Genomic DNA, 25,580 nt, shown 5'->3' on the forward strand with positions numbered 1-25,580 from the left:
GAAATTTTCATATTAATTTACAATATTTTCAAGAGGCATAGCCTAAAATTTGAAATAGCTTAACTCCTACCGGAGAAAATATAGCTTTTTGTGGCTTAATCATTATATTAATTTCCTTATATGTTTATTTTAATATGTAATGATGGGTGTTTTACAATGGAAATGTGGAGCACAACTTGGCAACAGATAATTTGTTGCAGTAGAAGATACAATAATATTGGTCAAGTTGAGAAGGATGACATTGATAAGGTAAATCCAGTAAAAATATATTCTTACAAGAAAAAATGTTAACGTTATCTAAAATACGGAAATAGATAACTATATTACAATCAATATTTTGTCTAGATAAGTTAAACTTGATAAGTTCTATGAATTAACTTGCATAGAGCTTATTTACATTGATAAAATATTTAAACAAAGTTATTAGAATGGGAGGTTGTTAATCTATATAGTTGGTTGTTTAAAACAAGTGCCAGATCCTAATGAAGTCAAATTCAATTTTAAAACAGAAACACTTATTAGATCTAGAGTTCCTTTAATAATTAATCCTACCGATAAGAATGTTTTAGAAGCAGTATTAGTATTAAAGGATAAATACAGTGCCTATGTTATAGTAATTAGCATGGGTACGCTGCAAGCCGAAAGATCATTAAGAGAAGCTTTTTCAATGGGAGCTGATAAAAGCTCTACTTGGAATTTCAGGTTCGTCAACAAAGGTATTTAAATTCTGGAATAAAGAAGTAAAGGATGTTGGTGAAGTTGTTGATTTACCATTATAGTAAACTAAATTATACAATTCAATACATTATGTTAAATTGATAATAATTATAATAGTTAATGATAACGTATCATATTGTATAATTAGATTTATCTTAATACTATTTTAATCAATGATAATAAAAAAAGCTATGAAATAAATATTCATTTCACGACATAACATTTTCCCATTTCTAATATAAATTCTTACTTTTTCCTGAAATTTTTAAGGTTATTTAATGCTTGAAGGGCTTCTTTGCTTTTATCCATATTTTCTTCTTTATCAGAAGCAATCTCGTTATCACACTTGCCATTAGGTGATAATTTAATGTCTTTTATATATTTTTTGATAATATTTACTATACAAATCTCTTGCTCTTTAGTAAAAGTCACCAATTTTTTTTTGCTACCATAGAAATCTGATTTTATCAGTTTCTTTATTTTGCTATTCCAGTTTTTATCAAGGTATCCTGACTTATTTAATTCATTAAATAAGTCTTCATCTTGTTTACCAAAAACTATGGATTTTACACGTTTAAAAGTAATGTTATTATCCATTATGTATCACCTCACTTTAATTATTGAATGATAATTGGGCAACTTTATAGAATGAATATGCATTTGCAAATCGAGGATTTTCAACGAATACAACATCATTCTTAATATATTTTTTAATATATTTTTTAAATGGGATAGCGCCTCCACCAATTATATAAACTTTATCTGCTTGACCAATTTGCCTATATTCGGCTTTAAGACTAGTAATTATATCGTAAATGTAATTGTCTTCTAATGAATCTAATACAGACAAATCATGTGTTTCTCCATCCATATCTTTTATGTAACCCTTCTGGAGTACTCTCTCAATATCTTTTTCATTAATATCTATATCAAACGTTTCATTCAAACGTCTAGAAAGTTTGCCGAAAATGTCTTTTGTACCATTAGGCATAGATGCATAGACATCCTCAAGATCCATGAAGCTATAGAAGCTTACGTCAATAGTATAATGTCCAAAATCTATAACAACGCTATTAGGTATATCTTTAAACTCTTCTTCATACAAAAAAGGCATACCTGATGCTTGAGGAATAGTTGTTATATTTTTTATAGTTATAAGCTTTTCTTTTCCTCCATTGACACTAACTATTTGATTATCACAAGCACTTTTTATATATTGCTCAAAAGTCTCGCATTGCTGGTTGTAATATTGGATTGGCAATCCTACACATAAATTACATTGTACATCGTCTACATGTTCGAATGATGATTTATAAATGGATGCTAATGTTAATACTTTGATTATTTCTCTATCAATTTCACTCCTTACCTTGTTTATGCCAGCTAACTTTTTCCCTTGGTTTGTTATAGTATAGTATTTTTCTCCAATCTTCACTTCAACAGTGTCATCTGATGCTACAGCTAACTTTTTGCCTTCTAGTACACTACTTATAAAACAATTGTTAGATGAGTCTTTCAATGCTGAATATCCATGGTCTTGTCCTAAAAAAAGAACTTGATTAATCATAAGATTCTCCCCCTTATATCGCTATGTATTTTAGTGTTACTAAGTAATACTTTGTTCTTTCATGTAATACAATAACTTTTATTACTTTTATTACCTTTACTACCTTTTAAATATACTACAAATTCTGATATATTACAATAAATGGTTATTTGAAGTGGGAGGAGAATAGTAAAAGAAAGGTGTTATCTATTAGAATTACAGAGAATCAGGACTAACATCTTTTAAAATTAAAACTGCTAAAAAGAAACTAGCCGTTGAACAAATAACAACAACAATGAGCGTATAAGCTAAATAAATGTCATGAAATAAAATTTTCACGACATTTCGTTTTTTTTGATTTCTAATATATAACTTGTTTTTTAGCCGATATTGGATAATCATTGATTTGTTACAAAAAGTAAAATAAATGCATAATGGTTATATATGTATTTTGTGTTTAAAGAATTTGGAGGAATAATTATATGAAAAAAATATTATCAATAATAATATTTATATTAACATTTGCACTTATTTTATCCGGCTGTAATAAAGACAATAATAAATCTAAAGTGACAGATAACTCGAAGGAACTATTCGCTATCTCAAATAGTTCTAATGGTTTTAAAAATATCAAACAGTCTAAATGGGGATTTATAGATAAGACCGGTAAAATAATTGTAAACCCAATATATGATTCAGTACATAATTCAAGTGAAGGATTAGCTGTCGTTCTAATAAAGAATAAATATGGATACGTTGATTATAACGGTGAACTAGTTATTAAAAATAAGTTTCAACTAGCTACTGATTTTAAAAATGGACTAGCTCGTGTTTATGTTGATTTTAAGGGTGGAATCATTAACAAGAATGGAGATTATATTTTAAAGCCAACATATAATTCAATTGGTAATTTTTCTGATGGATTAGCATCTATATCTAAAAATTCAAAATACGGTTTTATAAATACCAACGGTAAAATAGTTATAAAACCGACCTTAATTGCTGTACAAGATTTTGGAGATGGAATGTCATTAGTTACTTTACAAAATCATCAATATACCTTTATAGACAAAAAAGGTGATAATATTTTTAAACAAAATTTTGATAAAGCCTTTTCTTTTCAAGAAAACTTAGCAGATGTAAATATAAATAATAAATGGGGTTTCATAAACACAAAAGGTGATTTGGTTATAAAACCTCAATTTAAATTTATAAATGGTCCATTTTCGAGTGGATTTGTAATTGTACAAAATGGTACTTTACCTAATCCACAATATGAATACATTAATAAAAAGGGCAATCATATATTTCAACCCAATTTAAAATATGCTAATCCATTTTCAAATGGATTAGCATTAGCAAGTATTGATGGTATTAATTATGAATATATCAATGCTAAAGAGATGTCACCTATTGATAAAATATACAAAACTTTTAAAATAGATAAAATCAAAGTAATAATCAATAGTTCAAAGTTTAAAGTGTCGTTGGATACAACAAATGTTAAAATTTACGAAACAGTTAAATTTAATTTAATTGGGGTCAAACAAACAGCTAAAATGAATAGTGCAAAAGTATTAACAGTTGAAAAATATGATAATACTTTAAATGGTAATTACGATACAGGGAATGATAATATCTCAATAAAAAACTACAAAACAGCAAATAATCAAATTAAATCTTATATATTTATAGAACCAGGGGATGAAGAAAAAATTTATGAATATGATTTCACTCTAAAAATAGCACCTTAATATGTAATATAATATTAACTAATATATAACGTGTTTTTTATTGTATTTTAAAGAAATCAATGAGACAAAGTAACATTGAACTTATAAATAACCTCACATCTAATTATAATGTACCCTTTGTTGAACTATACCCCCTTATTGGGTACATCATAAATTAATAAATTAGTTGAGGGTTTTCTTATGTTTTAATTTAATTAGATATTAGCTTCTAATTAACATTTACTTTCTTTGAAAATAAGGCACCAATTGCCATTATAATTGCAAAGACAATTAGATATGCAACAACTGCTATTTTATGAGAAAAGCAAGCAGCTACTATCATGAATACGCATCCAGCTAATGAAACAATAGGCATTATGAATCTTTTAAATGAATTTAAATCTTTTTCTTTTTTCATCATCATAATAAAAATAGGAATATATAATGCATAAATAGTAACTATAGGTAATTCTGATGAATCAAAACAAAAGAATCCAAACCAAGGTTTTGTTAAGTTAGCACCATAGAAGTATAATAACCATATAGCACAAAGAAGTAGTCCAAGTATAGATGAATTTGTTGGCATATTGGTCTCATTATCTATTTGTTTAAATATTTTTGGCTTTGGTCCAAGACCCCTTGCTGCTAATGAATAAATACCACGGGTACATCCGAGCATTAATCCATTTAAAGTTCCAAGGCAAGAAATAATAACAAATACAAATACTATAGTACCACCTGCAGAGGAGAATACTTTTTGAAATGCCAATTTAGCTCCAGCTTCTCCGCCTTTCATCATAACTTGGTTTGTTACAGCTCCAGCTAGTCCTAAATAGTAAAGAATATAAACAATCATAATTATAAAAGTTCCTCCAACAAGAGCAAGTGGAAGATTTTTCTTTGCATCTTTTAGTTCAGCATTGATACTTGTAGCAATAATCCAACCCTCATATGCAAAGGCTGTTGCAACAACTGCTGTAAATAATGCATTCGCAGTATTTACTTTTGTAACTACTGTTGTAAAATTAATCATAGTCATGCCACTATGAATTCCTACAATTGTCCCAATTATAGCCATTAGAATAAGTGGAATTAGTTTTATAACAGTTGTACTAACTAGAAATTTACCAGATAAAACTGGTGACAATGCATTTAAAGCATAACTACCTATTAAATAAAAACATGCAATAGTCATACATTCCCCACCTGTAATTGAAAATCCAAATAATACACAGGTATATCTAGCTGAAACCCATGCTAAAACTGATGTCAATGTTGGATAGTAAATTAGTGCCATAAACCAGCCAACATAATATCCATATTTCTCACCCATTGCAGCTTCTGCATAATCTACGATTCCATTTACTTTCTCGTATTTAGTTGCCATTACAGCAAAAGTATAGGCACAAGAAATCATAATAACACCGCCAATAACCCAAGCTAAAATACCTAGTTTAAGATCACCACCAGTCGCAGTTAATACTTTTTCTGCCTTGAAAAAAACGCCACTACCTATAACGATTCCAACAACCATTGCTATTGCAGTTATAAGACCAAATTTTTTTTGTAACTTTGTTTCCATGATTTAATCACTCCTTTCATAATTCATAATTTATAATTTTCAATAAATTCATTATATCATTACAATTTATAGATTTACAAGAGAAAATTAATAATGAGTGGGTTACTTATTGTTATATCATATAAAAGTGAGTTAAAAGAATAATTATCAAATATTTTATTCAAGTTGTAAGTTTTAGAAATAAAGTATAATTCATTAAAATAGTATAAGAGATTTTAAGCCAGGGAGAATCCCTTAAAGCATATTTATATAAAACTTAGCCATAATTAAGTATAGCTAATATTTACGATTTTATTACTAGAAGTATTGTGGATAAAGATTTAATGTTACAAGGAGGCTTTGGAGAGTGTAAGCTGGTATTATTTAAACAAACATATATTTTGAATATTTTTTCATAGAAGGTCATAACAAAAGGTATAACAATTTAAGCTTGAATAGATTTTTTGATGTGTTGACTGTAAAAATGATTTGTTGCTATAATTAGTACTATTAAAGTTATTTTTAAACCAAAATTAAAACTAAAAAAATATTTAATAATATTGATATAAATTAATGAAAAAAATAATACATCTTAATCAACATATTACAATAAAATGATTGAAGAGATGATTACGATAAAAAGGAGATGTATTCAATTGGCTAAAGATAAAAAGGTTTATATTTGCAAAGACTGTGGTGCACATTCTCCAAAATGGATGGGAAAATGTAACGATTGTGGTGCTTGGAATACATATGAAGAAAAAATAGTTAAGGCAAGCGACCTTAAAGCGAGCTCAAGTAGAATGGTAATAACAACTAACCCAACAAAACTAAGAGCGGTTGTACAATCTAACAGTGATAGGATAGTTACGGGAGTTTCAGAATTTGATAGAGTTATGGGTGGAGGAATAGTTAGAGACAGTATAAGTATAATTTCAGCGCCTCCTGGAATGGGCAAGTCAACTCTTTTACTTCAACTTGCAAATTCTCTGTCTTTAAAAGGATATAAAATTTTATATGCATCCGGAGAGGAAAGCAATAGTCAAATTAAAAATAGAGCAGATAGAACAGTAAAAGAAATAGCTGATAATTTCTGGGTAGTTTCTGATACTAAGCTAGATGAAATATTACAACATATAGAAACAGTTGATGCAGATTTAATAATACTTGATAGTATTCAGACATTTACATTAGAAGAATATTCAAGCTCGAGAGCAGGATCGCCAACGCAAGTAATTGAATGTGCTACAGCTTTAAAGGATAAAGCAAAAAATCCAGATAGACCAAGAGCTGTATTTCTTGTTGGCCAAATGACAAAGGCTGATGAGATGGCGGGGCCTCGAATACTAGAGCATTTAGTGGATACCGTATTGTATATAGAAGGAGAAGATGGAGAGGAACTCAAACATTTAATTAGTAAAAAGAATAGATATGGTGACACTTCTGAGAGTGGACTATTTCGTATGTCAGAAATAGGAATGGAAGAAATAACTGATCCGTCGGAATTTTTTATGACCAAAAGAGAAGAGCTAGTTCCAGGGAGCGCATTAGCCGTTATAAAGGACGGTACAAGACCGATTGTTGTAGAGGTAGAGAGTCTTGTATCTAAATCTTTTACTCCTTATCCAAGCAGACTAAGTGAGTGTTTTGCAAGGAAGGAACAATTAGGAACTCTTATCTCAATTCTTGAGGAAAGGGGAGGGGTAGGACTTTATGATAAAAATGTTATTATAAAAGCAACAGGTGGTCTTAAGTTAACTGAAACATCAGTAAATCTTGCAGTAGTAATGAGTATTGCATCCTCCGCATTAAACCATGGAATATCTACTGATACAGTCTTTATAGGAGAGCTTGGTCTTACGGGTGAATTAAAAAAAGTGCCATCACTCGAGCAAAGATTAAAAGAAGTAGATAGAATGGGTTTTAAAAAGGCATATATACCGATGAATTGCCTAAAAACAGGGGTTAAATTTAAGAACATAAAGGTGATTCCTTGTAAAAAATTAACTGATGTTATTCAAAAGGAAATCAAATGACGGTAAGGAGTTATTAAATGAAATATTATTTAGCACCAATGGAAGGAATTACGGGATACATATATAGAAATACTTATAAAAAGTTTTTTGATAATATTGACAAATACTTTGCACCTTTTATTGTTACAAATAAAACTAGAAGTCTTAAGTCTAAAGAATTAAGAGATGTTTTACCTGAAAATAATAAAGGGATGAATATAGTTCCTCAAATACTTACGAGCGATGCAGAAGGTTTTATTACTACCTCTAAAAAATTACAACAATTAGGATATAATGAGGTTAATTTAAATTTAGGATGTCCTGCTGGAACGGTTGTTTCAAAAAATAAAGGCTCAGGATTTCTAGCCAAAAGAGAAGAACTTGATATGTTTTTAGATGAAATATTTAAAATAGATGATATGAAAATTTCTATAAAAACTAGAATAGGAAAAGATAGTCCAGAAGAATTTTATGAGCTAATAAAAATTTATAATAAATATCCTTTAGAAGAATTAATTATCCATCCAAGAATACAAAAGGATTTTTATGGAAACAAACCTAATTTAAACGTATTTAAAGATGCATTATCTTTAAGTATTAATCCAGTATGCTATAATGGAGATATTTTCACTATTGATGATCACAGTAAAATAATGAAAAAATTTCCAAAAGTAAAAACAGTAATGCTAGGAAGAGGTATAATAGCCAATCCAGGGCTAATGAATGAGATTAAAAATAATATTAACATAGATAAAAAAGTATTAAAGGAATTTCATGATGAAATTTTATATAAATATATAGCATTATTTGATGAAGATAGAAATGCAATATTTAGGATGAAAGAATTATGGGGGTACATGATTTATATGTTTTCTGATAATAAAAAATATGCTAAAAAAATAAAGAAGTCACAAAATTTAGATGAATATAAGGAAGCTGTTTTATCTTTATTTATGGAGCAGGAAATTATAAATGGGGCTGGATTATTTAATAATCAATATTAAATATGAGAATTTTTTATTAAATAAGTATGATTAAGATTGTTTATATAATAATATGTATTAAAAATGAAAAAGTAATTTTCAGGAGGAAATGTATGAGTAAATTAAGGGACAATGTGTTTCTTGCTATAATACTTACGGGATCTTCGGCTATAATTTATTTTATTCAAAATGCAATTTTTCATCAACCTTTGCAAACAGTATTTTATATTTTTCAGGATATGGCATTCATGCCGTTCCAAGCTCTTATTGCGACATTGATAATTGATCAATTTTTAAAAATTGAGGAAAAACGTAGGAAAATTAAAAAAACAAATGTGGTAATTAGTACATTTTTTGTAGATGCTGGGGTCAACATCATGATGGCTATGTCACGATTCAATCAAAATCATAATGAAGCGTGTAAAAGCATAAAAATTGAAAAACTCATAGTCAATAAGGGAAGTAGTTTGAAGAAGGCTGCAAGTGAGCTCGAATATTGTTTTTACGCTGACCCTAACAAGTTGGATGAACTGGCCTCAATAATGGATAAAAATAAAGAGTTTTTATTGAACCTTTTGGAAAATTCAAATTTACTTGAGCATGAGTCCTTTACGGATATGTTATGGGCTGTTTTTCATGTTGCTGATGAATTGAAAACGAGAGGAGATTTAAAAAGACTTTCTAGAGTTGAAATTGATCATATATCTGAGGACATGTTACGTGCATACACGGCAATGGTTATGGAATGGATTAGTTATATTATTTATTTAAAGGACGAATATCCATTTTTATATGCAAGTGCCATTAGAAAGAATCCGTTTTATAAGGTTATTATATAAAAGGTAAATGCTGTTGGTGTTTAAGATGATTAAGAAATATAAGAGTATAAGAAAATCAAATTATTGAAATATGAGGTTGAATATGACATATACTAATAAAATTACAATTACAGAAGTTGTGCATTTGGCGAATACTTCTAAAACAACTGTTTCTTTTTATCTGAATGGAAAAATGGAAAAAATGTCTAAAAAAATAAGACAAAGAATAGAACAAGAATCTACATTGTAAAATATGAAGGTACACTAAAATATTATTAAAATAATTAAGGATATTAAATAAACATATATATAGATGTTACAAATTATAGGAGGAATATTTCATGGATATTATTAAAAAATTTTCATTAGAGGGTAAAGTTGCATTAGTTACAGGTGCATCATATGGTATCGGATTTGCTATTGCAAAGACTTATAATCAAGCAGGTGCAACAATAGTATTTAATGATATTAATCAAGAGCTTGTGAACAAGGGAATAAAATCTTATAAAGAAATAGGTATAAAAGCATATGGATATGTATGTGATGTTACAGATGAGCAAAAGGTAAACGAATTAGTTAAAAAAATAGAAAAAGAAGTTGGATCAATTGATATTCTTGTAAATAATGCAGGGATAATTAAGCGTGTTCCAATGATTGATATGAAGGCTAAGGACTTTAGAAAGGTTATAGATGTAGATTTAAATGCACCATTTATAGTATCTAAAGCTGTAATACCTACAATGATCAAAAAAGGACATGGCAAAATAATAAATATATGTTCTATGATGAGTGAACTTGGACGACAAACAGTTTCAGCTTATGCGGCTGCAAAAGGTGGGCTTAAGATGCTAACAAGAAATATTGCAGCTGAATATGGCGAATACAATATTCAATGTAATGGTATTGGACCGGGATATATAGCAACATCTCAAACTGCACCACTTAGAACTGAGGGGCATCCATTTAACAATTTTATTATATCAAAAACTCCAGCAGCACGTTGGGGAACAACAGATGATTTAGTAGGACCGGCTGTATTCTTAGCATCTGATGCATCAAATTTTGTAAATGGACATGTGTTATATGTCGACGGAGGAATACTCGCTAGTCTTGGAAAACAACCAGAATAAGATAGTGTTTATAGATCTATAATAGGAGAAAATATAAAATGAAAATTGCTTTAATTAACGAAAACAGCCAGGCAGAAAAAAACACCATTATATATGAAACATTAAAAAAAGTAGCGAAGCAAAAGGGCATGAAGTATTTAACTATTGAATATGTAGTAGTGAAAATAATGCACAATTAACATATGTTCAAAATGGTATTTTAGCAGCTATTCTTTTAAATTCAGGAGCAGCTGATTATGTAATAACAGGATGTGGTACTTGAGAAGGAGCAATGCTAGCATGTAATTCATTCCCTGGAGTAATATGTGGCCATGTAGAAGATCCATCAGATATATGTTTGCACAAATTAATGACGGAAATGCGATAGCAATGCCTTTTGCAAAAGGCTTTGGATGGGCGGCAGAATTAAATTTAGAAGATATCTTTGAAAGATTATTTAAAGGCGAAAGTGGTAAAGGGTATCCCAAGGAAAGAGTTGTTCCAGAACAAAAGAATAAAAAGATATTAGATGAAGTTAGAAAAGTTACATATAAAGATATAGTAACAATTCTAAAAGAAATCGATCAAGATCTATTAAAGGGAGCTATAGGCAGAGAAAAATTCAAAAAATACTTCTTTGATAATTGTAAATGTGAAAAAATAAAAGAAGTAATTACAAATGTATTAGAAAAATAATATAATTTAAACATTGAAGAACTGGAATCGGAGATTATTAATCTGGTTCTTTTTTGTATTTACTTTAGTTTTTTATCAAAATCTTATCAACATATATATTAGGTGATATAATTGCAAATTATGATATAGATTTAAAATAGTGGATATCACCTATTGTGTTTTGTATCTATCAGTAAGAACCTTCGACTAATTAATGAATTAGCCGGGGGTTTTATTATGTCTTAATTTAGTTATGCGTGTATTTAATATTTCTTACAATATCATTATGTGTATATTTAATGGAAATTAGGTTAATCATTATTTACAGAAGGTACTTTATTCAAAACACCTTTACTGTAAAAATTATTTGATTGTAATAGTAATAAATTAAGCAATTAAATATTTAAATACATTATAAAATAAATGACTAATGAAAGGATACAATAATATGAGAGAAATAATATTACATTGTTTTCAATGGAAAATTTCAGATATAATTAGAATTTTAGAAAAAGTAAAAGAGTGTGGATATACATCCATACAGGTTACTCCAGTTCAACCTTGTAAAAAAGGAGATGAATGGTGGACGTACTATCAACCATTATCGTTTAAAATAGGCAATAGAAGTGGAACAAAGCAAGAGTTAACAGAATTATGCTATAAAGCTAATAAGATAGGGATAAAAATCATCGTTGATGTGGTATTAAGGCATTTAGCGGGTGATGAAAGTGGAAAGCTGATACCGAGCCAAACCGTAGATCCAGAACTACGGGATAACCCTAAATTTTGGACCAACGCAGAAAATACAGTGGATTATGGCAATAGAAATGCAATCATTAATGGTGCTTTTGGATTACCAATGCTTAATTACAATGATTTAGATTTGCAAAACATTTATATAAAATTTTTAAGAGAACTTAAGAATTGTGGAGTTGGTGGGTTCAGAATTGACATGGGTAAGCATTTTGCATTAGAAAGTGAAGGAAGTTACTTTTGGACAAGGGTATTTGGTGAATTTGGAGAGATGTTCAACTATGCTGAATGTATTGAATCCAGTGAAGATTTATTAAATAGGTATACACCTTTTATCAATGTGTTGACTGATAGAGACGCAACTAACCAGAGCAGGATGGTTATTTATGTAATGTCTCATGATACCGAGGAAAGTTGGGGAGTTACTAAAAACATGGATGATAAGGTGATAACATTAAAATGGGAGTTATTATTAAAAAATCATAAGGAAAGCAATGTATTATTTTATGTTAGGGCATATTCAGATTTATGGAAAATGGAAAACATCAAAAATATTAATTTGGCAGGTTAGATGATTGCTAGAGACAATCAGCTTTTATAAAGCATTTGCAACTCTTAATTGTATAAAAATGATATGATGAGTTTATATTTTCGGACGTAAAGGGAAGGAAAAATTCACTTTTAAAACATCCTTAATAAATTATCATCACATCACTGAAACTAACTAAAGAGAGCTTAAAAAAATTCGCTTTTTTCTCCAGTATAATAAATAGCAAGTTGATGTAGCGCTCTTGTGCAAGCAACATATAGGAGATTCCTATCAAACTCACTGTTATAATTGTCTTTTGAGACGTTGTATACAAGTACTACATCAAATTCTAGACCTTTTGATACATAAGATGGAATAGCAAAGGTACCTTTTATACTTTCGGTGTCTTCTACATTCATCAATTTAATGTCAATTAATTTGGAAAGCTTTTTTTGAATTAATAGTGTTTCTTTTTCAGTTTTACAAATAACGGCAATAGATTCATAACCACGATTTCGGTAGTTATGAATATCTTTTGCTATAGCTTCATAAAGTAGCTGTTCATTATCTTTGAATACAATTCGTGGTTCTTCTTCATGCCTATCAAAGGATACAAACTCTTCTTTACTATTTAATATTTTCTGAGTAAAAGAATTAATTTCAATTGAGGATCTAAAGCTTTTATTCATAGAAAGTTTTAAACTTTTTTTCTTGTGCAGGATGCTTTCTATATCATTATATATAGATTTATCACCACGTTTTTCAAGAGTTTGATTAAAGTCACCTAATATAGTAAACTTAGCTCTAGAAAATAGGAGATTAAAAACTTCATATTGAAGTGGATAATAATCTTGAGCTTCATCAATGACAACTTGCTGTATATCTGAAAACTCACGATTACCGTTAAGCTTAAGTTTAATATATAAAAGGGCAGCATTATCCTCATAATTAATATAGCCTTTATTGATATTTTCGGTGGTATCTAATATCATTTGTTTAATATGCTTTGGTAGTACTAACCCCTTGGAAAGCTTTAGCATAAGTCCAGGTTTAGTGAAAAGCAATTTATATAAACTTGCGTAATCAACTTGAGTATACTTGTGAAGATGTTTCATTAACACATTAGCTTCTTTAATTGCCATTAATCGACTAAAAGATTTTATCTCAAGCTGGTGGTTAGCTGCATTTAGAACAATCTTCTCAATTTTTTTAAGTCTAGCTTTTCTTAAAGGGTGAATTTTATTGAGCATCATACTTTCAATCCTTTTAAGTATTTTTGATATTGGCATATCCATTTTACTGTTTAGAAAAAGATTATTTAACTGCTCTTTTGTTTTAATGATTTTCCCATCATAATATAAGTCTTCAAAATTGGTCAATTTATGTTCATAATATTCTATTAATCTATCTAAAATTAAAACAAAAGTTCTAGAACCTTTAAATTTAGTATTTTCCATTTTTATATTTAATGGTTGGTGATTATTATTAATTAAAGATTCAAGTTGCTCTTTTCTACTTTCAAATATAAACCTATTATCTAAGAAATTAACTACAATGTTGTCAAAAGTGGTTTCTTCTACGTTATCTTCACCTAATTCTGGCAAAACGCCAGAAATATATTTGCTAAAGACAGAACTTGGAGAAATTATAATAATATTATTGGAATGCAACCTTGATTCCATACCAACATAAAGCAAATACGCAATTCTATGTAGTGCTATAGAAGTTTTACCGCTTCCAGCCACTCCTTGTACAATTAAAAGTTCATTTTCAGTATCTCTAATAATTATATCCTGTTGTTTTTGAATGGTTTCAACAATGTTTTTCATTATTGGGGAAGAATTATGACTTAAAACATTTTGTAAGATTTCATCATTAATTGTTATGCTACTATCAAAAAAATATTGAAGTTTGGAATTTTTAATTTTATATTGTCTTTTGAGAACAATATCACCTGAAATTGTTCCAAGGGGGGCTTTGTATGAACCTTTGCCAATTTCACATTGATAAAACATACTTGAAATTGGTGAGCGCCAATCGTATATTAAAATTGAACTTGTATTTTTATCTATTAAATTATAAAGGCCAATATAAATTTGATCTGTATCATCATAATCATCTTCATTAAAATCAAATCTTCCAAAATAGGGTGAATCTAAAATCCTCGTATATTTTTTTATACGTTCTATTGTTTTCTCGTAATTATAATTATGACTATCAACTTCTGAAAGATGTTGAAGCATCTCTGGAATTTTATCAAAATCATTTGAAGAGTGAGCAGATTCTTGCCACATTTCTTTTCGTGAAGCAATAAGATTGCTTTTCCTAAAAGTTATATCATGGTTATCTTTATCTAATTCTTTCTTTAGAAAACCAAGTGTATTATCAAGATATAGTATTTCCTCTTGATTAATTAGATCATAATCGTTCATTTTTTTCGCACTCCTATCTATTATTATAAAAACTATTGACATTTGCATTTGTTATATGATATAATTAAAGCGATATATACAATGATATAGTTATTTTTAAAATGTATACAATTTATTATATATATAAATCGTGTTTAAGTAAAGCTTTTATTTTAATCTAGTGAGTAATTTAATAATATTGTAATATATTAAGAGCAGAAATGCTCTTTTTTTAATTCGTTCACAGTATATTTCAAACGAATATTTGTATTTAGAAATTTGATATTAAAACAAGGCAGGAGTAAAATTTGTTGATAGTTACAACATGATAATAAAATCCTATTGTTTGGGAAAAAACTATTGTTCTCTGCTTAGTACGTTACAAGTTGAATTATAATTCGTTTTGAAGCTAAACCTGATTCAGGTAGAACTATATTAGATATGAGTAAAAATGGTAGAAGATTTATGAATAGCAAATATTATGTCAGAAATTAATGAAGGTATCAATAATAAAAAGATAAATTAGGAACATTTAGAAAATTTAGTTGGAAAATCATTTGAACATGATATATTATAAAAGCTAATGTTGCTTGAAAGTTCAGCTTTCAAGCAACATTAGCTTTAAAATTTAAGCTCCTAAAGATATATTTTCTTTTTTTTCATCTTTAGCTTGATCTTTAACGAAAAATTTTACGAGCTTTTCTCCATATGGAAGGCAAAATTGTATGCAGGGACCAGTGAGTAGTGCAGATATTATTGTACCTATACCAAATACCCCACCGAGTGCAAAACCTATTATTAAAAAGGTAATATCTAATGCCATACGAATCCAACGATATTGAAAATTAGTTTTATCTTTTATTATAAATGGAACAATATCATTTGGAGCAACACCTATATTACTTGCTTTAAGTATAGAGAATCCAATCGCAATTAGAAAACATCCAAATACAACTAAAAGCATTTTAAAACCAATATTTAAAGATGCAATTGGAAAAAGTGAAACAGTTTTTACCCCAAGGTCAATAATGGGACCTACTCCAATTACACATATAATTGTTCCTATCTTTATACGAGTTCTTTCAACTAAAAGTATTATGCAAAACAATACAAATAAAATAATCATATTAGCATTCCCTGGTGTTTTATTTAACAAAAATGCTAATCCTTGAGTGAATAAAGTAAATGGATCAGAACCAATATTAGTTTTTAAAAATAAAGCTACTCCAAACTGGATTATACTCATTCCAGCAAAAAATAAAATTAATCTTTTAATTAAATTTAAGGTTTTAGTCATATTTTTCATCCTTTTTTTTATATTTTATAGTTGCGTACTATAATATTTCAAAATTTTCATTATAAACTAACAAAAACAGCAATTTTAATTATACAATGACATAAATTTTTAAGCAAGCATATATTATTTATGTCATTGTTTGCAGAAATTCATTGTTCATTTGGAATATTTATTGTATTGTAAGTAAATTGATTTTGATCAATCTATTGCTGAATTCAATTAGATTAAGTTTTATTAAAAAATTCTAAAGCATAAATAAAAGCGAAAAAACTGCATTGAAATCTTCAATACAGTTTTTAATTGTTAATTATTTATAGAATTCTCTAATGTAAGTTTTTTGACTTTCTTTCTATTTTGTGAACTTAACTTTAGAAATAACAATCCAAGGATTAACCACATGCCACCACTAAAAAAATTACTTATACTAGAATTACCAGCTGTAGTGTGAGTGCATGAAATTACAAAACCCATGATTATATTAATAAAACTTATCATAAATTCCAATGTCATAACAGTGTTGAATATTACGTTGATTCTCCTATAATGTATTACTTCAGATTCAATATCTGAGTAGATATTGAATGCACCTTCGGAGGTTTTCTTTCTAAGATATACCCAACGCATATATGATGTAATGTATTCTATACTTGTTTCTTTTAGAAAATCAATATAGGCAATACTTTTAGGATGAGATGGCATGTGTTCTAGAAGCACTACTGGTTATAATATATTTGATATAAGTAGGAGGGCATATTTAGACATCAGACATCTCTCTTGAAAAATAATATCTTTTATTATATGATATAAGTACAGGTTTAGAGGGGGTTATCGTATGCCAAGGAAAGAAAAAAACTTATCTCAAAGTGTCGCTGATGACATCCTTGCAATGATTAATATAGATAAAAAGTTTGTTATTGGAGATAAGTTACCAAATGAAAATGAACTCGCAAAACAGTTACAAGTAAGCAGAACTACATTACGTGAAGGTATTCGTATTTTAGTTACTCGTAATATACTTGTAATTAAAAGAGGAAAAGGTACATATGTGGCAAACCATGAGAAGCTTGAGGGGAATTTTGGATTAGAAGAGTTTTCTACATTTAAGACAAACATAAAAGATTTGTATGAAATGAGATTGATATTTGAACCTCAAAGTGCATTCATTGCAGCAAAACGTGCAACAGATAAGGAACTGGCAAGAATACTGCATTATGGTAAATTAGAAGAAAAAAATATATTAAACAATGTTGATCGTACTGAGGCGGAGCAGGCTTTTCATAAATCTATTGCAAAAGCAACTCATAATGAGTTTATGAATAAATTAATGCCTATACTTTATAAAGCTATTGATAAAGGCGTTATTTTATCATTAGAGAATAAAACTATAATTCAAGATACGCTTAATGATCACCATACTATTATGGAATTTTTAGAAGCTCGAGATGCAGAAGGGGCAAAAACAGCAATGAAACTCCATATTTTACGTGCAATACGAGGACTTGGAATAAATAATGAATAAAATTGAGTACTGATTTTTTCATTATAAGAGTTGGTATTTTTTTGTAAAAGAGCAGAAAAATATTGACAACAGACATCATACAACATACAATAAAAATATACAACAAGCTATTATAATATAAAAAGGTGGTTAGGTTATGAGAAGTGATGTAGTAACAAAAGGTACAGGCAGAGCACCTCAACGTGCACTTTTTAATGCATTAGGTTTTACAAAGGAAGAAATGGAAAGGCCTCTTATTGGTATTGTTAACTCAAAGAATGATATTGTACCAGGTCATATGAATTTAGATAAAATTGTAGAAGCTGTAAAAATTGGTGTAGCAATGGCAGGTGGAACTCCAATTGTTTTCCCTGCCATTGCTGTATGCGACGGAATTGCCATGGGACATCAAGGAATGAAGTATTCACTAGCTACAAGAGATTTAATTGCAGATTCTACTGAAGCTATGGCAATGGCACATGCTTTTGATGCACTAGTAATGGTACCTAATTGTGATAAAAATGTACCAGGACTCTTAATGGCAGCAGCGAGAGTTAATGTACCGACTATTTTTGTAAGTGGTGGACCTATGCTTGCGGGAAGAGTTGATGGATGTAAAACAAGTTTTTCAAGTATAGCAGAGGCAGTTGGTTCATTTAATGTTGGTAAAATTACAAAAGAAAAACTAGAAGAGTTTGAGAATAAAGGCTGTCCAACATGTGGTTCTTGCTCTGGTATGTATACTGCTAATAGTATGAATTGCTTAACTGAAGTTCTTGGAATGGCGCTTGGTGGCAATGGTACTATACCTGCAGTTTATTCTGAGAGAATAAGACTTGCAAAGCATGCTGGTATGAAAATTATGGAGTTATTAGACAAGAATATAAGACCAAGAGATATTATGACTGAAGATGCGTTTAAAAATGCGCTAACAATGGATATGGCTCTTGGATGTAGTACGAATAGTATGCTTCATTTACCAGCAATCGCACATGAAGTAGGCATTGAGTTAAATGTTGATATGGCAAATGCTATTAGCGATAAAACCCCCAATCTTTGTCATCTTGCACCTGCAGGACACACATATGTTGAAGATTTAAATGAAGCTGGTGGTGTTTATGCAGTTATGAATGAAATAAATAAATTGAATTTATTAAACACTAATTTGATTACATGTACAGGAAAAACAGTTGCACAAAACATTGAAGGGTGCGAAATCAAAGATACACAGGTTATTAGAACTATAACGAATCCTTATAGTACTACTGGTGGTATTTCTGTACTTAAGGGCAATCTTGCTCCAGATTCATGCGTTGTAAAACGCTCTGCAGTATCAAAAGAAATATTAAAACATCAAGGACCTGCAAGAGTATTTGAATGCGAAGAAGATGCTCTAAGTGCTATAAATTTAGATAAAATTATTGAAGGTGATGTCATTGTTATCCGATATGAAGGTCCAAAGGGTGGACCAGGCATGAGAGAAATGCTTAATCCAACCTCTGCAATTATGGGACGAGGGCTTGGTAATAGTGTTGCACTTATAACAGACGGACGATTTAGTGGCGCAACTAGAGGCGCTGCAATTGGGCATGTATCCCCGGAGGCAGCAGTTGGAGGCAATATTGCGTTAATTAAAGAGGGCGATATTATATCTATAGATATAGAGGCTAATTCTATTAATTTTGCAGTGAGTGAGGAAGAACTTAAAATAAGAAGAGCAAATTGGAAACCAAGACAACCTAAAATTACTACGGGCTATTTAGCAAGATATGCTGCATTAGTTTCATCAGGTAATAAGGGGGCAATTTTAGAAGTCCCTAGAACTTAATTTTATATAACATTTGGGAGAATGATAAATAATATTAAAATAGGCAAGTTCCAATGCAATTAAAAGATATAAGAACCTTGCCGATTTTGGTGAGGTTCTTATATCTTTTAATCAAATAATGTATATTTACATAAATCATCAGTAACCGTAGAGGGCATCTCTTATGATTAATAAATAAGTTATATCTAATTTTAAAAAAATATTATTCTACATTATTTAAATTACTAATAATATTATTTAATGAATCAATATTAGCTTGATGCTGGGTTATTATTGTATTTAAAAGTTGAGAGTTATTAGGATCAGCATTAGTAATTAATAATTCGTTAATAGTTTTTATGCCCGTATATTCACCTTGCAGTGCTTCTTTAAGAAAAGATGCAGTATCATTGGTGCCAATATGCTTTATATTTGAAATAGTTTCTGATATAACACCTTCAATACCTATACTATCTGGTGGATTACCGCCAATATTTTGTATTTTAGTAGAAATTTGAGAAGCGTGTTGTCTATGAGCTTGCTGTATTGTCTGCAACTGATTTTTAATATTTTCGTTATTGGCATGCTCAATTAATTCATCAAAAGTATTAATTGCTATATATTCACTTTCTAGAATGAAATTTAAGCTTTTAATATTTTCACTATGCATATTATCAACTCCTCTAATATTTATATTGCCCAATATAAGCAGTTTTATAAAAAATATAATAAAAAATTAGATAGAAAAAACTTACTATTTTAATTATAACTTGAAAAAAAAATCTATGGACTTTATAATTAAGGTATAGGATTAAAAGAAGGTGAAAAATGGGTACAATTAACGATTACTATAATCAGGTTATATGTAATATTAATGAAGGCATTATTGTTATAGACAAAAAAGGCATCATAAAAATAATTAATAATGCAGCAGAAAAAATGCTGAAAGTTGATGCAGAAAATAGTATTGGAAAATATATTTTAAATATATTTCCATATGGTGAGCTATTAAGTGTAATTAAGGATGGAGAAGAACAAGTAAATAAAGAAGAGGGAGAGTTTATTGTAACCCGCAAACCAATTATTCAAAAAGGGAATATTATAGGTGGACTTCAAATTATCAACAAAAAAGTGGATAATAAGCTATCAATGCGAGTGAAAGACACATATATATCACAAGCAAATAATCTAAATATAATTTTAAATACATTAAATGAATTTGTTGTTATTGTGGATGAGAATGGTATTATAACTATGATGAGTAATACATTTAAAGAATTTATCAATCGTAAAGACCCAGAGGGAAAACATGTAACTGAGGTTATTAAGAATACAAAATTACACATAGTTGCAAGGACTGGCGAAAAACAGTACGGTGAAATTCAAGAAGTAAGTGGGCATAAGATGATTTGCATGAGAGTGCCTATAATGAAAGATAATAAAATTATTGGGGCAATTGGAAAAGTAATGTTTAAGGACCTAAGCAACTTTAAAATATTAAGTAGTAAAATATATAATTTAGAAAAAGCGGTTGAAGAAAACAGGGAGGAATTAAGTACAGATCAAAAAGCGGTATATACTTTTAATAATATTGTAGGAAGCAGTCAAAAGAGTTTGAAAGTAATGGACCTTGCTATACGAGTAGCTAAAGTCGATTCAAACGTTTTAATTACTGGTGAAAGTGGAACTGGTAAAGAACTTTTTGCACATTCTATTCATAATGCGAGTAAAAGATTACTAAAGCCTTTTGTAAAAATCAATTGTGGAGCTATTCCAGCACAACTTTTTGAGTCGGAAATGTTTGGGTATGAAGAAGGAGCTTTTACTGGGGCTAAAAAATCAGGGAAGAAAGGCAAATTTGAATATGCAAATGGTGGAACTATATTATTGGATGAAATTGGTGATATGCCCATGAATATGCAAGTTAAACTTTTAAGAGTTATTCAAGAAAAAGAGCTTGTTAGGGTTGGGGGAAATGAGCCAATTAAAATTGATGTAAGAATTATAGCATCTACTAATAAGTCATTAGAACAGTTGATTAAAGATGGAAAGTTTCGGGAGGATTTGTATTATAGGTTGGATGTTATGCATTTAAAATTACCATCATTGAGAGAAAGAACAGAAGATATTGAGGAACTGTCAAATGAGCTTAGAATAAAAATATGTAAAAGATGTAATGTCTATTCTGAGGGTATTTCTAGGGAGGCCATTGATTTTCTAAAATCTTATAGTTGGCCTGGAAATATAAGACAACTTGAAAACGTAATAGAAAGAGCTATTAATTTACTTGATGATGATATTTGCATTATGCCAAAACATTTGCCAGAAAAAATAATTAAGGGTAAAACAAAAAAATACTTATTAGACAATAATTATTTGAAGGATGTTGTTGAAACAATTGAAAAAGATATTATTATGGAATGTTTAAAAGATACAAATGGAAATAAAAAAGAAACTGCAAAAAAATTGGGGCTTAGCAGAGCAGGGTTATATAAAAAACTGAACAGATATAATCTAACAAAACAAACAAATCTACAATAGTAAACATGTAAACTATGTTTACACACAAAGGTTTTTTATGAAAAATGGTTCTAGTATTTTAAATGAGAATTATAACAGAAACTAAATGTATAGGTATATCAATGCATTGAAAATACTTTAAGTGATTTATTTAACAAATAAGTTATAATATTAACAAGCTTAAATCAGATAAAGTTATGTAACCATTAGTGTAAACTTAGTTTACAGTACAAGCTATATTATGATTTGTAATAATTAAAGAGGACGTAATTGTAAGGTTTATAGGACTTTATAAACTTGGCATGAAAATTGCTACTATATATATACATAGGAAACAAAATCGAATGATAAATTCCTATTTTATTGGTTACAATACATTAGATAAATAAATTAATGGAGGGTTACAATATGAGAGAAGTAGTAATTGTAGGAGCAGCAAGAACAGCAATAGGAACTTTTGGTGGAGGATTATCAAAAGTATCAGCTGTAGAAATGGGAACTACTGTGGCTAAAGAAGCTATAAAAAGAGCTGGAATTAAACCAGAAATAGTAGAAGAAGCTATCATTGGTAACGTAATTCAAGCAGGACTTGGACAAAATGTTGCTAGACAAATAGCTATAAATGCAGGATTGGATGAATCATCTTCTGCACTAACAATAAATAAGGTATGTGGTTCAGGACTAAGAGCAGTAAGCTTGGCAGCACAGATTATAATGTGTGGAGATGCAGAAGTAGTTTTAGCTGGTGGAACTGAAAGCATGAGTAATGCTCCATATGTACTTCCAAACGAAAGATGGGGTAAAAGAATGGGAGACGGTAAAGTAGTTGATGCTATGATCAAAGACTCTCTTTGGGATGCGTTTAACGACTACCACATGGGAATAACTGCAGAAAACATTGCGGACAAATTTAATATTACTAGAGAACAACAAGATGAATTCTCTTTAAAAAGCCAACATAAAGCTGAAGCAGCAATAAAAGCAGGCAAATTTAAAGATGAGATTGTTCCAATAGTAATTCCTCAAAGAAAAGGTGATCCAATAACATTTGATACAGATGAAGGTCCTAGATTTGGAATAACTATGGACAAATTAACTAAATTAAAACCAGCATTTAAAAAGGGTGGTACAGTAACAGCAGGCAATGCATCAGGAATAAATGATGGTTCTGTTATGTTTATAGTTATGTCAAAAGATAAAGCTGATCAATTAGGACTTAAACCACTAGTTTCAATTAAATCTTATGCATCAGCAGGAGTAGATCCAAAAATAATGGGATACGGTCCAGTTCCAGCATCTAAAAAAGCTTTGAAAAAAGCAGGAATTACTGTAGCTGATTTAGATTTAGTAGAAGCTAACGAAGCATTTGCTTCTCAATCATTAGCAGTAGCTAAGGATTTAGGACTAAACCCAGAAATAGTAAATGTAAATGGTGGAGCTATAGCTTTAGGTCATCCAGTAGGAGCTTCAGGTGGAAGAATACTTATTACATTAATATATGAAATGATAAAGAGAGGTTCTAAAACTGGACTTGCTACATTATGTATAGGTGGCGGACAAGGAACTGCAATTGTAGTAGAAAGAAAATAGAACAATAGAACAATAGAAAAATTGGACCAGCAAAATATGCTGGCCTTTTTTTATTTAGTTTGAAAATGTGTAATTATTTTTTGATTTATAATATTATTTATATAATGTTAACTAAATAAGCAAGGGTATTTAAAATTTTTAGATGTTTTATTCTATATAGGGTGTGAAATTGAATATAATAATTATGTTACATAATACTAAGGAATAACTATATATATTATGTTATAATTATAAGGATAGGAGTGATATAGATGGTCAAAATAAAAAATGCTGTACCAAATATTTTTACCTTAAGTAATATGTCTTGTGGTATTATGTCTATACTTATGAGTTTTGATGGGAATTATAAATTGGCGGCAATATTTATTCTTTTAGCAGGAATATTTGATAGATATGATGGTAAAATAGCTAGAATGTTAAATGTAGAAAATGAATTAGGAAAAGAATTAGATTCATTATGTGATTTAGTATCATTTGGTGTTGCACCTTCAATATTAATATTTAACATATACAATTTTACGCAACTTGGGTATATTGGATACCTCATGGTTTTAGTTTTCCCAGTAGCAGGGGCATATAGGTTAGCAAAATATAATATTACAGATTTTGATGGTATTTACTCAGGAATACCTATAACTATTACGGGAACATTTTTAGCATTGTACGCTTTAATCATGTTTAACAAAGCTTCTGCAAGTAATTTAGGGCCTACTATGCTTATAATGGTTGTATTATCTTATTTAATGATAAGTAAATTAAGGTTTAAAAAGAAATAATAAAAACATTTATAATAAAATATTATATAAAATGCAATTATAACGTAACCTCACTTTACAGTGAGGTTTTTTTATCCTTAAATCTATAATAATATTCAGGCGTTTTTTCAGTAATAGGTCTGAATTTATAGCCTAAATTTCTATAATATTTTATAATCCCAGGAAGTGCTTTTACAGTGTTTTTGTTGTTAGAATTACAATGCATAAGAATTATAGCCATATTTTTATTTCCTTTAATAGTTTTTGAATTTGTAATAAGTTGTGAAACACTCAAATTAGGGTTTACGCCATCACATAAATTAACATTCCAATCATATATTTTAAAATTATTTTTATGAAGACTGTTTAATATAAAAGTGTTCAAACGTTTAGAACTTCCTCCTGGAAATCTAATAATATTGGAATTAAATCCAGTAATTTCTTCGATTTTATTAGAAGTCTTTTTCATTTCATCAATAAATTGATTTGTACTTCTATATATTTTTTTGAAATTATGACTGTAAGTATGAAGACCTAAGGCATGACCTTCATTGTATATCCTTTTAAGTATCAATTCTTTTCCTATAATTTCTTTACCTACTATGAAAAAAGTAGCTTTTACGTTCTCTTTTTTTAATACATCTAATAAAGCATCGGTTACAACGTAAGTTGGACCATCATCAAAAGTTAAATAAACATATTTTGGAGCGCTATAATCCTCAGAGTCTTTGAATGATGTTTTTATTGGATTAAAGGTCTGAATGTTTTTTTTAGAATCATTAATTGGAAAAATGCTTGCAAATAAAATACAAATAATAGTGACTACAAAAACAAATAAAATATTTTTTTTTCTAAAAATCATAATATCACTCACCTTTAGTTTTTGTCATTATTAGTGTACCCAAAGAAAAATGTATTAAAGCAAGATATATTAATATACAAAATTTACTTTAAATCAGATTATTGCAAAGGTAACTTATAATAAATTTGTATAGATGAATTTAACTTGGTTAAAATAGAAATGATTATATAATTGATAAAAGATTGACAATCAATGACGAATTTTTGTATAATTATGTTACTTAGTAAGTTTGAAATTTTGTAAATGAGCAAAAAAAAATAAAAATAAATTAGTGAATTATATTAAATAAAATAAAGATCAATTGCAATAACAAGTTGAACCAATTTGTATTTATGACTTAAATCGTTGAATTTACTTATGCTGCATAAATTATATCTAATTGTGCTTCGAATAGATCTTCA

General features: G+C 28.9%; 22 protein-coding genes and 1 pseudogene. 15 read left to right on the forward strand and 8 right to left on the reverse strand.

Annotation, left to right across the window (positions count from 1 at the left end; genetic code table 11):
• Positions 1 to 156 precede the first annotated feature (156 nt).
• Positions 157 to 291 (forward strand): hypothetical protein, encoded by a 135-nt coding sequence (locus tag KPL38_RS20070; RefSeq protein WP_281419351.1) that lies wholly within the window; start codon positions 157 to 159, stop codon positions 289 to 291.
• 145 nt (positions 292 to 436) lie between these two features.
• Positions 437 to 724, forward strand: a complete 288-nt coding sequence (locus tag KPL38_RS11385; RefSeq protein WP_246577928.1) for an adenine nucleotide alpha hydrolase family protein — start codon at positions 437 to 439, stop codon at positions 722 to 724.
• Between the two features lie 239 nt (positions 725 to 963).
• Here KPL38_RS11385 and KPL38_RS11390 read toward each other — a convergent pair whose 3' ends face one another.
• Positions 964 to 1,314, reverse strand: coding sequence for a hypothetical protein (locus KPL38_RS11390; RefSeq protein ID WP_216289257.1), 351 nt, complete (start codon positions 1,312 to 1,314; stop codon positions 964 to 966).
• A 16-nt stretch (positions 1,315 to 1,330) separates the two neighbouring features.
• Complete coding sequence (locus KPL38_RS11395) at positions 1,331 to 2,284, reverse strand: ParM/StbA family protein (RefSeq protein ID WP_216289258.1); 954 nt, start codon at positions 2,282 to 2,284, stop codon at positions 1,331 to 1,333.
• 461 nt (positions 2,285 to 2,745) lie between these two features.
• Here KPL38_RS11395 and KPL38_RS11400 point away from each other — a divergent pair, with 461 nt between their 5' ends.
• Positions 2,746 to 4,017, forward strand: a complete 1,272-nt coding sequence (locus KPL38_RS11400) for a WG repeat-containing protein (protein ID WP_216289259.1) — start codon at positions 2,746 to 2,748, stop codon at positions 4,015 to 4,017.
• 208 nt (positions 4,018 to 4,225) lie between these two features.
• Here KPL38_RS11400 and KPL38_RS11405 read toward each other — a convergent pair whose 3' ends face one another.
• Complete coding sequence (locus KPL38_RS11405; RefSeq protein WP_216289260.1) at positions 4,226 to 5,578, reverse strand: APC family permease; 1,353 nt, start codon at positions 5,576 to 5,578, stop codon at positions 4,226 to 4,228.
• Positions 5,579 to 6,213: 635 nt separating this feature from the next.
• Between KPL38_RS11405 and radA the strand changes: the two genes are divergently transcribed.
• The 7 genes and pseudogenes from radA to KPL38_RS11440 all read left to right on the forward strand — a co-directional run bounded on the left by radA (position 6,214) and on the right by KPL38_RS11440 (position 12,481).
• Positions 6,214 to 7,593, forward strand: a complete 1,380-nt coding sequence (radA, locus tag KPL38_RS11410) for a DNA repair protein RadA (RefSeq protein WP_281419352.1) — start codon at positions 6,214 to 6,216, stop codon at positions 7,591 to 7,593.
• 17 nt (positions 7,594 to 7,610) lie between these two features.
• Positions 7,611 to 8,576: a tRNA dihydrouridine synthase gene (locus KPL38_RS11415; RefSeq protein WP_216289261.1), complete on the forward strand. Its 966-nt coding sequence runs from the start codon at positions 7,611 to 7,613 to the stop codon at positions 8,574 to 8,576.
• Between the two features lie 92 nt (positions 8,577 to 8,668).
• On the forward strand, positions 8,669 to 9,394 hold the full coding sequence (locus KPL38_RS11420; RefSeq protein WP_216289262.1) for an MJ1433 family protein: 726 nt from the start codon (positions 8,669 to 8,671) through the stop codon (positions 9,392 to 9,394).
• 82 nt (positions 9,395 to 9,476) lie between these two features.
• Entirely contained in the window at positions 9,477 to 9,623 is a 147-nt protein-coding gene (locus tag KPL38_RS11425) for a LacI family DNA-binding transcriptional regulator (protein ID WP_216289263.1), read from the forward strand.
• A 91-nt stretch (positions 9,624 to 9,714) separates the two neighbouring features.
• Positions 9,715 to 10,503, forward strand: a complete 789-nt coding sequence (locus tag KPL38_RS11430; protein WP_216289264.1) for a gluconate 5-dehydrogenase — start codon at positions 9,715 to 9,717, stop codon at positions 10,501 to 10,503.
• Between the two features lie 38 nt (positions 10,504 to 10,541).
• Positions 10,542 to 11,178: pseudogene (locus KPL38_RS11435) on the forward strand (RpiB/LacA/LacB family sugar-phosphate isomerase).
• A 427-nt stretch (positions 11,179 to 11,605) separates the two neighbouring features.
• The gene (locus KPL38_RS11440; RefSeq protein ID WP_216289265.1) at positions 11,606 to 12,481 is read left to right on the forward strand and encodes an alpha-amylase family glycosyl hydrolase; all 876 of its coding nucleotides are present in this window, start codon (positions 11,606 to 11,608) and stop codon (positions 12,479 to 12,481) included.
• Between the two features lie 164 nt (positions 12,482 to 12,645).
• Here the strand turns inward: KPL38_RS11440 and KPL38_RS11445 are convergent, their stop codons facing one another.
• The 3 genes from KPL38_RS11445 to KPL38_RS11455 all read right to left on the reverse strand — a co-directional run bounded on the left by KPL38_RS11445 (position 12,646) and on the right by KPL38_RS11455 (position 16,846).
• Positions 12,646 to 14,871, reverse strand: a complete 2,226-nt coding sequence (locus KPL38_RS11445) for a HelD family protein (protein WP_216289266.1) — start codon at positions 14,869 to 14,871, stop codon at positions 12,646 to 12,648.
• 607 nt (positions 14,872 to 15,478) lie between these two features.
• Positions 15,479 to 16,147, reverse strand: coding sequence for a YczE/YyaS/YitT family protein (locus KPL38_RS11450; protein ID WP_216289267.1), 669 nt, complete (start codon positions 16,145 to 16,147; stop codon positions 15,479 to 15,481).
• 303 nt (positions 16,148 to 16,450) lie between these two features.
• Positions 16,451 to 16,846 (reverse strand): DUF2812 domain-containing protein, encoded by a 396-nt coding sequence (locus KPL38_RS11455; protein WP_216289268.1) that lies wholly within the window; start codon positions 16,844 to 16,846, stop codon positions 16,451 to 16,453.
• A 133-nt stretch (positions 16,847 to 16,979) separates the two neighbouring features.
• Here KPL38_RS11455 and KPL38_RS11460 point away from each other — a divergent pair, with 133 nt between their 5' ends.
• Positions 16,980 to 17,666 (forward strand): FadR/GntR family transcriptional regulator, encoded by a 687-nt coding sequence (locus KPL38_RS11460; protein WP_216289269.1) that lies wholly within the window; start codon positions 16,980 to 16,982, stop codon positions 17,664 to 17,666.
• 136 nt (positions 17,667 to 17,802) lie between these two features.
• The gene (gene ilvD, locus KPL38_RS11465) at positions 17,803 to 19,473 is read left to right on the forward strand and encodes a dihydroxy-acid dehydratase (RefSeq protein ID WP_216289270.1); all 1,671 of its coding nucleotides are present in this window, start codon (positions 17,803 to 17,805) and stop codon (positions 19,471 to 19,473) included.
• A 202-nt stretch (positions 19,474 to 19,675) separates the two neighbouring features.
• Here the strand turns inward: ilvD and KPL38_RS11470 are convergent, their stop codons facing one another.
• A complete protein-coding gene (locus KPL38_RS11470) occupies positions 19,676 to 20,122 on the reverse strand; it encodes a DUF2383 domain-containing protein (protein ID WP_216289271.1) in 447 nt (148 codons plus the stop codon).
• 158 nt (positions 20,123 to 20,280) lie between these two features.
• Between KPL38_RS11470 and KPL38_RS11475 the strand changes: the two genes are divergently transcribed.
• The 3 genes from KPL38_RS11475 (at position 20,281) to pssA (ending at position 24,338) form a co-directional block, all read left to right on the forward strand.
• Positions 20,281 to 21,993, forward strand: coding sequence for a sigma-54 interaction domain-containing protein (locus KPL38_RS11475; RefSeq protein ID WP_216289272.1), 1,713 nt, complete (start codon positions 20,281 to 20,283; stop codon positions 21,991 to 21,993).
• Between the two features lie 387 nt (positions 21,994 to 22,380).
• A complete protein-coding gene (locus KPL38_RS11480; RefSeq protein ID WP_216289273.1) occupies positions 22,381 to 23,562 on the forward strand; it encodes an acetyl-CoA C-acetyltransferase in 1,182 nt (393 codons plus the stop codon).
• Positions 23,563 to 23,813: 251 nt separating this feature from the next.
• Positions 23,814 to 24,338: a CDP-diacylglycerol--serine O-phosphatidyltransferase gene (gene pssA / locus KPL38_RS11485; protein WP_216289274.1), complete on the forward strand. Its 525-nt coding sequence runs from the start codon at positions 23,814 to 23,816 to the stop codon at positions 24,336 to 24,338.
• Between the two features lie 55 nt (positions 24,339 to 24,393).
• Here pssA and KPL38_RS11490 read toward each other — a convergent pair whose 3' ends face one another.
• On the reverse strand, positions 24,394 to 25,179 hold the full coding sequence (locus tag KPL38_RS11490; RefSeq protein ID WP_216289275.1) for a polysaccharide deacetylase family protein: 786 nt from the start codon (positions 25,177 to 25,179) through the stop codon (positions 24,394 to 24,396).
• Positions 25,180 to 25,580: the final 401 nt, after the last annotated feature.

The organism is Clostridium psychrophilum (assembly GCF_018861705.1).
Lineage (GTDB): Bacteria > Bacillota > Clostridia > Clostridiales > Clostridiaceae > Clostridium_AD > Clostridium_AD psychrophilum.